Below are 6627 nucleotides of genomic sequence, written 5' to 3'. Positions count from 1 at the left end.
AAAGGCGAAAGCATCCGATCCGTGGTCGTCTACTAAGACCCTGCGAAAGAGTTGTTTCAAGACGGCGTGCCAACCGGCGCGCCGTTTTTATTTTCCAGGCCGAGTCGCACCAAGCAGGATGATCAGATGTTGCGCAAGGCCTAAAACACGACCACCAGATGGTGGTAACCGTTGTTTACGCCTGATCGCGTTTTTCGCTCATTACCGCATTTAGATCCGCATTGCCCCCGGAAACGATGGCGACAACTGTTTTACCGGCCCAGCGGTCCGCATATTTCAGAGCGGCGGCAAATGCCACGGCACCCCCGGGTTCGGCCAGGATTTTCAGCTCATCCAGCAGAACCCGGATCGCGGCAAGCGCCTGTCCATCCGTAACTGCAAAACCATCCGAAACCAGTTTTTGGTTGATGGGAAACGTCAGTTCACCAGGGATCTGAGTAACAATGGAGTCGCAGACAGACTGATGACCCGGATCATTTCCAATGCGTTTTCCGGCCTGGATGGACTTGCGGGTATCGTCGAAATGTTCCGGCTCTGCGACAAAAACTTCAGTCTCGGGGCACAGAGCGTTTAGCGCCGTCGATACCCCGGCAATCAAGCCGCCGCCGCCCACCGGACAGACGACCGCATCAGCGCTGACGCCCAACTGCTCCAGCTGTTCGGCGATCTCAAGCCCGACAGTGCCTTGACCGGACATCAGGACATAGTCGTCATAGGGCGGAACCATGACCGCGCCGGTACGTTCGGCCACGTCTTTGGCGATCTGGGCGCGGTCTCCGGTTTCGCGGTCATAAGTGATCACCTCGGCACCGTATTCTGCCGTGTTGCGCAGTTTGATAGAAGGCGCGTCGTCGGGCATGATAATTGTTGCACGGACACCCATTGCGGCAGCGGCGGCGGCCACACCCTGCGCGTGGTTTCCCGATGAAAAGGCCACGACACCGGATTGACGTTCAGCCTCGCTTAAGGATGCAATCTTGGTGAAAGCACCGCGGATCTTGAAAGACCCGGTGCGTTGTAGGCATTCCGGCTTCACCAACAGGCGAAAACCCAGCCGGGCATTCAACAGCTCGGATTCCAGAAGGGGTGTAACGCGGGTGACACCGTTCAAAGTGTCGGCTGCAGCCCGGATCATTTCCAATGTCAGCATGTTCAGGTTCCAATCTGCAAAGTGGTGGTATGAGAGTTAAGCAATGCAATCACGCTCTGCGGAGTGATCCGGCCCGTGGCGGCATTTTCGTCCGTCGGGCGGTTCTGAATGCTCATGGTGAAATCCGAACTGTCCGAGGTAACGCGCACCGTGTGTTTGTTTCGCGTCAGCGTTGGATCGGCCCAGACTTCCATCCGGGTTCGATCCGGTCCCAGCCCCGCAAGGCTAAGCGCGGCGGCCACGTTAACATTGGCTGGGAACTCCTGTGCCACCTCGGTGACGCTGCCGGAAATGATCTGTTTCGCCTCGGTCAGGCCCGATAGATCCAGACCGGTTTTGCTCAGATAAGGGGCATTGATCAGGCCGGCCACCGGTTTGCGGGTCTCAATAGTTACGGACTTGATCTCGCCCACCGCAACCGCCTTGAGCGCATCCAGCCCCAGCATCGCACCGGATGGAATAATAATCCGCCCTCCTGTGTCACGCGACAGCTCGACCAGATCCTCACGGCCCAGCAATTGACTGCAGGACATGACAATCAGGGTTTTCCCGGCCTGTAGCACCGGCTTTGCAAGGTCGTCGAACAACTGTGGCGGCAACCCTTCCAGAACCCAGTCGCAATTCGCTGCCAGGGCGTCGAAATCCATAAAGGGTACTGGCTTCGACAGCTCGGCGTTTAACGCATCGAGACGTTCGGGGCGACTGGCCGCCATCCCCGTCAGTGCAAATCCGGGTATCTGGCCGCGATCGATGGCCCGGGCCACGTTACTGCCAATCGCTCCGATACCCGCAATTCCCAGCTTTTTTTGTTCCATAAGTTCCTCATTCCGTCCGAGTGCCATCGCAAACAATGGCCTTGTTCAAAAAAATGCCCTCGCCGAGAGGGCGTGGCGAGGGCGGAAACCGGTGCAATCAGCGTACTAGTGGGAGACTGACTGCTGACGGCACACGGTTTCAAAAAGGTCGAGGCGGTCAGGCGCATCGCAATAAGACAACACCATGCGGACGTTTTCCCCTGTAAGACCGCAATTCCACGGCCGCAGGTGGAACCCGTTTTTGTTCAACGCCTGGATCATCTCTTCCGGAAGCGACGCAAAAACCTCGTTGATATGTACGGGATGGGCGAACTCCACACCGTCGCACAGTGCCAGAGACTCCGCGATCCGCGCGGCATTGCCGTTAGCCAGCAATGCGTTCTTGAGCCAAAGATCGTTTTCGAGGAAGCGGAGCAGCTGCGCAGACATGTAGCGCATTTTAGAGGACAGATGTCCGGCACGTTTGTGCATGTACCGCACCACCTCGGCGATTTTTGGATCAAAGGTGATAACCGCTTCGGCGTTCATAGTCCCGTTCTTGGTGGTCCCCAGCGTCAAAAGATCAACGCCCACTTTCCAGGTCATTTCGGCAGGCGTCGCATTCAGATGTACCAGCGCGTTCGAGAACCGCGCGCCATCCAGATGTACTTTCATGCCGTTGTCATGGGCGATTGCCGACAATGCGCCGAGCTCGTCGAGCGAATAGGTCACACCACACTCGGTCGCCTGCGTCACGCTCAGCGCGCTGGCCTGCATGTGGTGGACATTTCCAATCCCATGATCTGCAAGAGCCTGCCGAAACGTTTCCACACTGATCTTGTTATGTTTTCCGCGCAGCAGGGTCATGCGCCCCCCGCCCGAATAAAACTCGGGCGCGCCGCATTCGGTGGTGACGATATGTGCCGCTTCGTGACAGAAGATCGTCCCGTAAGGCGGGGTCACCGCCCCCAGCGCCAGACCATTTCCCGCCGTTCCTGTCGGGACCGGAAAGACAAAGCACTTGCGTTCGAAGAATTCGGAATAGGCCTGATCCAATCGTTTCGACCATTGATCCGCGCCATAAGCCGTTTCAACACCGGAATTACACTCGATCAAGGCCTGCATGATCTGATCGCAAACCGGCGCGCCATTGTCCGAATTGAAATGATAGACGGGCATCTCAGACGAACCCTCCGCCGAATTCATTCGCGGCGTCCTGCAGCACGTCCCACAGGTAATGGGCCGAGGCGAAATCCGTCAACATGTGCAACGCATATTCCCCGTCCTGATCCGCCCGGATCAGAATCGCGCCGATCCGGGCCACGACGGTCTGTGCAACCTCGCCTTCGGAATGCGACAAGGTCAACTGACCCCCGTCGCGAATACATCATGTTGTAATCCAGCTCATTGGCCAGATTTTCATAGAGCCGCAGCGAGCTGGCATAAAATTTGATTGACCGCTGATCGATATAGTTCGACCGGATTACGGTGGTGTTCCGGGCAGTGTTACCGCCGCCCAGATAATTCTTTTCCAGGATCGCCACATTGGTGATGCCGTGTTTGGTGGCCAGATGATAGGCCAGCGACACACCATGACCACCGCCACCGACGATCACCACATCATAATGCGGCTTCAGATCGGGTGTCTGAGGAATCGCTTCCCGAGCCGGATATCGGCGGGACAACCCATATTTCAGTAGTGCAAGCACCATGATCAGCCATCCACATTCGGAAGCGGGATGGCAAAGGCGCCATCACGTTCGATAGCATGCGCAGCCCGGATCACTGTGCTCTCTTCAAAGTATCGCCCCACCAGCTGCAGCGAGATGGGCAGCCCTTCGGAATGCATCGCGCAGGGCATGGTCAGCGCCGGGTGGCCTGACATGTTAAAGAAAGTGGTGAAACGGGTAATCGCGTTGCCAACTGCTTCGTCCACGCCGTCACGTGTGGTTTTCACAGTGCCGACCTTTTGTGCGATTTCCGGGGTAGCCGGCGTCAGGATCAGGTCCACATCGTCGAATAGCGCGTTGGTTTTCTGCCGGTACATTTCCACAAACCGCTTGGCGCGCACATAATGCTCAGCCAACAGGGTTTGCCCCAGCGCCAGCCCGGCGCGGAAATCCTGACCATACAGATCGCCGCGTTCCTGCAGATAGGCGGAATGAGCGCTCAGGGCTTCGGGCATCTGGACAGTCAGAGATACGGCGCGGCTGTGTTCCAGATCGGGGAATGTGACTGGTACCAGCGCAGCGCCTCGCGCACTAAGGAAGGATTTGACCTGTTCCATTGCTGCCAGAATTTCCGGGTCGGTGCGCTCATAATAGAAATTGGCGGGAATCCCGATGCGTAGACCCGCGATATCTTGATCCAGCGCCTCGGCGTAATCATCGACAGGGATGTTCTGCGAGCCGGGATCGCGTGAGTCATAACCCGCCACGATACCAAGGAAATCAGCGCAGTCGGCAACATCGCGTGTCATCAGGCCGACATGATCCAACGTCCAGCAATAGGGAACAACACCTGCAGTAGGAACCCGGCCAATGGTTGGTTTCATGCCGACCAAACCATTCAGAGCGGCAGGCGCGCGAACCGATCCACCTGTGTCGGTGCCAAGCGATGCAGGCACCAAACCGAATGCTACCGCCGCCGCCGACCCCGATGACGAACCGCCCGCAAGTCTGGTCGGATCGTAGGCGTTGACGCAAGTGCCGTAGACCTCGTTCTCGCCGGTCGCGCCATACGCAAACTCGTGCAGATTGGTTTTGCCCAGGCTGACGGCCTTGGCGTTACGCATTTGCGCGATAGCAAAAGCGTCCTCGGTAGCGATACGATCGTGAAACACACGCGATCCGGCCGAGGTCAGAACCCCTTCGATATCAAACAGATCTTTCGACGCGTATGGAATGCCCGCGAAGGGCGACGCAGCCAGATCGTCGGCGCTCAGGTTTGCAGATTCAGCGCGCGCCGAACCGTCGGTTACGGTGATGAACGCTTTGGAGCGGTCATTGTGGTGCGCGATGCGCTCTGCGAACACATCGACCAGCTCGGCAGGCGTGATATCCTTGGCAGTCAGCCGGTTTTTCAATCCGCGGACGGTATCAAAAGCAATCTCGGTGGTCATCTGTCTATCGTTTCTGCACGGTCAAAGCTGGTGGCGTAGTGCCCAGATCGATCTTGCGCAGCACTTCCAGCTCATCCAGCAGGTCCTGAAACCCGGTGATGATACCAAGCTGCGGGTCGACGAGTTCGTTGATTTCGGCATCGCTCCAATCGTGCGAAGCCATTTGGCTGCAAACACCTGTCAGCGTCTCTTTGGTCAGTTTTTCCATATGAATCCCGGGCAAATAGCATCCAGAGAGGATGGTGCGCTCCGTCTGGCGCACCATAGTATCTTAGCGCAGAATCAAGGTTTCCGGCGTCTGATTGGTCAGCACTTCACCACCATTCTCTGTCACCATGACAGTGTTCGATATGAAGTAGTCCGTCACATCGGTGTTGGTGAACCAGGAATGCGCATGCACGACCATACCAACCTCGATCTTGCGTTCAGAGTTAGGAAACAGCGAAGTCACCATCGAACCACCGGTCCAGCTGGGCGGGAAACCAATGCCAACCAGATAACCGCAGTGGTGACGATGATAGTCGTTCAAACCGGCGCTGCAGGCGACCTCACGCCAGGCATCATAGGCATCACCTGCCTTGTTGCCGGGTTGAAGCGCCTCGCAGATGGCTTTCATGCCGCGCATGGCCAGTTCGGCAGATTCGTGGACACCATCGGGTGCGTCACCGACATAGACCAATCGACCCATCGGTGCCTGATACTTGCGATAGGCGGCGCAAGTTTCCATGAACACCGCATCGCCATTGCCGAAGGTGTCACCACGCCAGGTAGTATGTTCCTCACCCAGACGGGTGGTCGGGCGGAAGAATGGGCCGAAGCCCGGATATTCGCTGCCCTCAAGGATCATCTTATTGTTGTAAGCGGCCGAGATTTCATAGTCCGACGCCCCGTCGCGCACAGCTTCAATCGCAGCCAGCGTGCCCAAATCCGCAGCGCGTGCGGCTTTGCGGGTATATTCCATCTCGAGCGTGGATTTCACCAGACGGATATCGTCGATGATACCCGACGCGTCGCTCCACTGCGTTCCGGCACCGTCGTCCTGAATACGCTCGGCGTGGCGCGGGGTCAGGAACAGACTGCGCTTTTCAATGCCGACGCGCCCGCCCATGATGCCCAGATCCTTCATCGCCTGATGCACGTAGTCCGACAGTTCTTCATGGTCCTTGTGACCATAGAATGCGGCGTTGTTCACCTGGTTGTCATAGGTGATCTTTTCCATCGCGCGGCAGGCCAGACCCATCTCGCCATTGCGGTTCAGGATCACCACATGGGCCGCAAAGAACCCCCAGTGATCCATACCTGTCAGGTAGTAGATGCTTTCGGGAACCGAGATCAGGATTCCGTCCAGATTGTTATCGGCCAGCGCCTGGCATGCGCGATCAACGCGTGTCTTCAGCTCTTCTGCGGGAAAAGGCATGGCGTTCATGATCATGTCTTTCATCGATAGTGCCCTTATTTACTGAGCAGGATTTGTCGAGGGTAGTTTGTGATGTATTCGAATCCTGTTTCGGTGACGACGACGGAGTCGCCGATCCGGCCAGCGGTTACGCCATCGACTGAGA

Annotated in this window: 7 protein-coding genes; all 7 read right to left on the bottom strand. The window is 57.2% G+C overall.

From position 1 onward, the window contains the following. Window positions 1-175: 175 nt before the first annotated feature. A complete protein-coding gene (locus ACR0NF_RS21635) occupies window positions 176-1150 on the bottom strand; it encodes a threonine ammonia-lyase (RefSeq protein ID WP_480668232.1) in 975 nt (324 codons plus the stop codon). A 2-nt stretch (window positions 1151-1152) separates the two neighbouring features. Next, window positions 1153-1965: an aspartate dehydrogenase gene (locus tag ACR0NF_RS21630; protein ID WP_480778943.1), complete on the bottom strand. Its 813-nt coding sequence runs from the start codon at window positions 1963-1965 to the stop codon at window positions 1153-1155. Window positions 1966-2070: 105 nt separating this feature from the next. Beyond that, on the bottom strand, window positions 2071-3150 hold the full coding sequence (locus ACR0NF_RS21625) for a threonine aldolase family protein (protein ID WP_480778942.1): 1080 nt from the start codon (window positions 3148-3150) through the stop codon (window positions 2071-2073). Then, window positions 3147-3656 carry an FAD-dependent oxidoreductase gene (locus ACR0NF_RS21620; RefSeq protein ID WP_480778941.1) on the bottom strand — a complete coding sequence of 170 codons (510 nt, stop codon included), beginning with the start codon at window positions 3654-3656 and terminating at the stop codon, window positions 3147-3149. Before ACR0NF_RS21620 ends, ACR0NF_RS21625 begins: the two co-directional genes overlap by 4 nt. A 2-nt stretch (window positions 3657-3658) precedes the next feature. Beyond that, window positions 3659-5065, bottom strand: a complete 1407-nt coding sequence (locus ACR0NF_RS21615; RefSeq protein ID WP_480778940.1) for an amidase — start codon at window positions 5063-5065, stop codon at window positions 3659-3661. Between the two features lie 4 nt (window positions 5066-5069). Next, on the bottom strand, window positions 5070-5273 hold the full coding sequence (locus ACR0NF_RS21610; protein ID WP_480659510.1) for a hypothetical protein: 204 nt from the start codon (window positions 5271-5273) through the stop codon (window positions 5070-5072). A 63-nt stretch (window positions 5274-5336) separates the two neighbouring features. Beyond that, the gene (locus tag ACR0NF_RS21605; RefSeq protein WP_480778939.1) at window positions 5337-6506 is read right to left on the bottom strand and encodes a M24 family metallopeptidase; all 1170 of its coding nucleotides are present in this window, start codon (window positions 6504-6506) and stop codon (window positions 5337-5339) included. Window positions 6507-6627 lie beyond the last annotated feature (121 nt).

Source organism: Ruegeria sp. CF4 (genome assembly GCF_056537345.1).
This window is presented reverse-complemented; position numbering and strand designations above follow the sequence as displayed.

Excerpts from the sequence above, each read along its gene's own strand:
- ACR0NF_RS21635 (WP_480668232.1), bottom strand. The coding sequence starts at position 1,150 with ATGCTGACATTGGAAATGATCCGGGCTGCAGCCGACACTTTGAACGGT.
- ACR0NF_RS21630 (WP_480778943.1), bottom strand. The coding sequence starts at position 1,965 with ATGGAACAAAAAAAGCTGGGAATTGCGGGTATCGGAGCGATTGGCAGT.
- ACR0NF_RS21625 (WP_480778942.1), bottom strand. The coding sequence starts at position 3,150 with ATGAATTCGGCGGAGGGTTCGTCTGAGATGCCCGTCTATCATTTCAAT.
- ACR0NF_RS21620 (WP_480778941.1), bottom strand. The coding sequence starts at position 3,656 with ATGGTGCTTGCACTACTGAAATATGGGTTGTCCCGCCGATATCCGGCT.
- ACR0NF_RS21615 (WP_480778940.1), bottom strand. The coding sequence starts at position 5,065 with ATGACCACCGAGATTGCTTTTGATACCGTCCGCGGATTGAAAAACCGG.
- ACR0NF_RS21610 (WP_480659510.1), bottom strand. The coding sequence starts at position 5,273 with ATGGAAAAACTGACCAAAGAGACGCTGACAGGTGTTTGCAGCCAAATG.
- ACR0NF_RS21605 (WP_480778939.1), bottom strand. The coding sequence starts at position 6,506 with ATGAAAGACATGATCATGAACGCCATGCCTTTTCCCGCAGAAGAGCTG.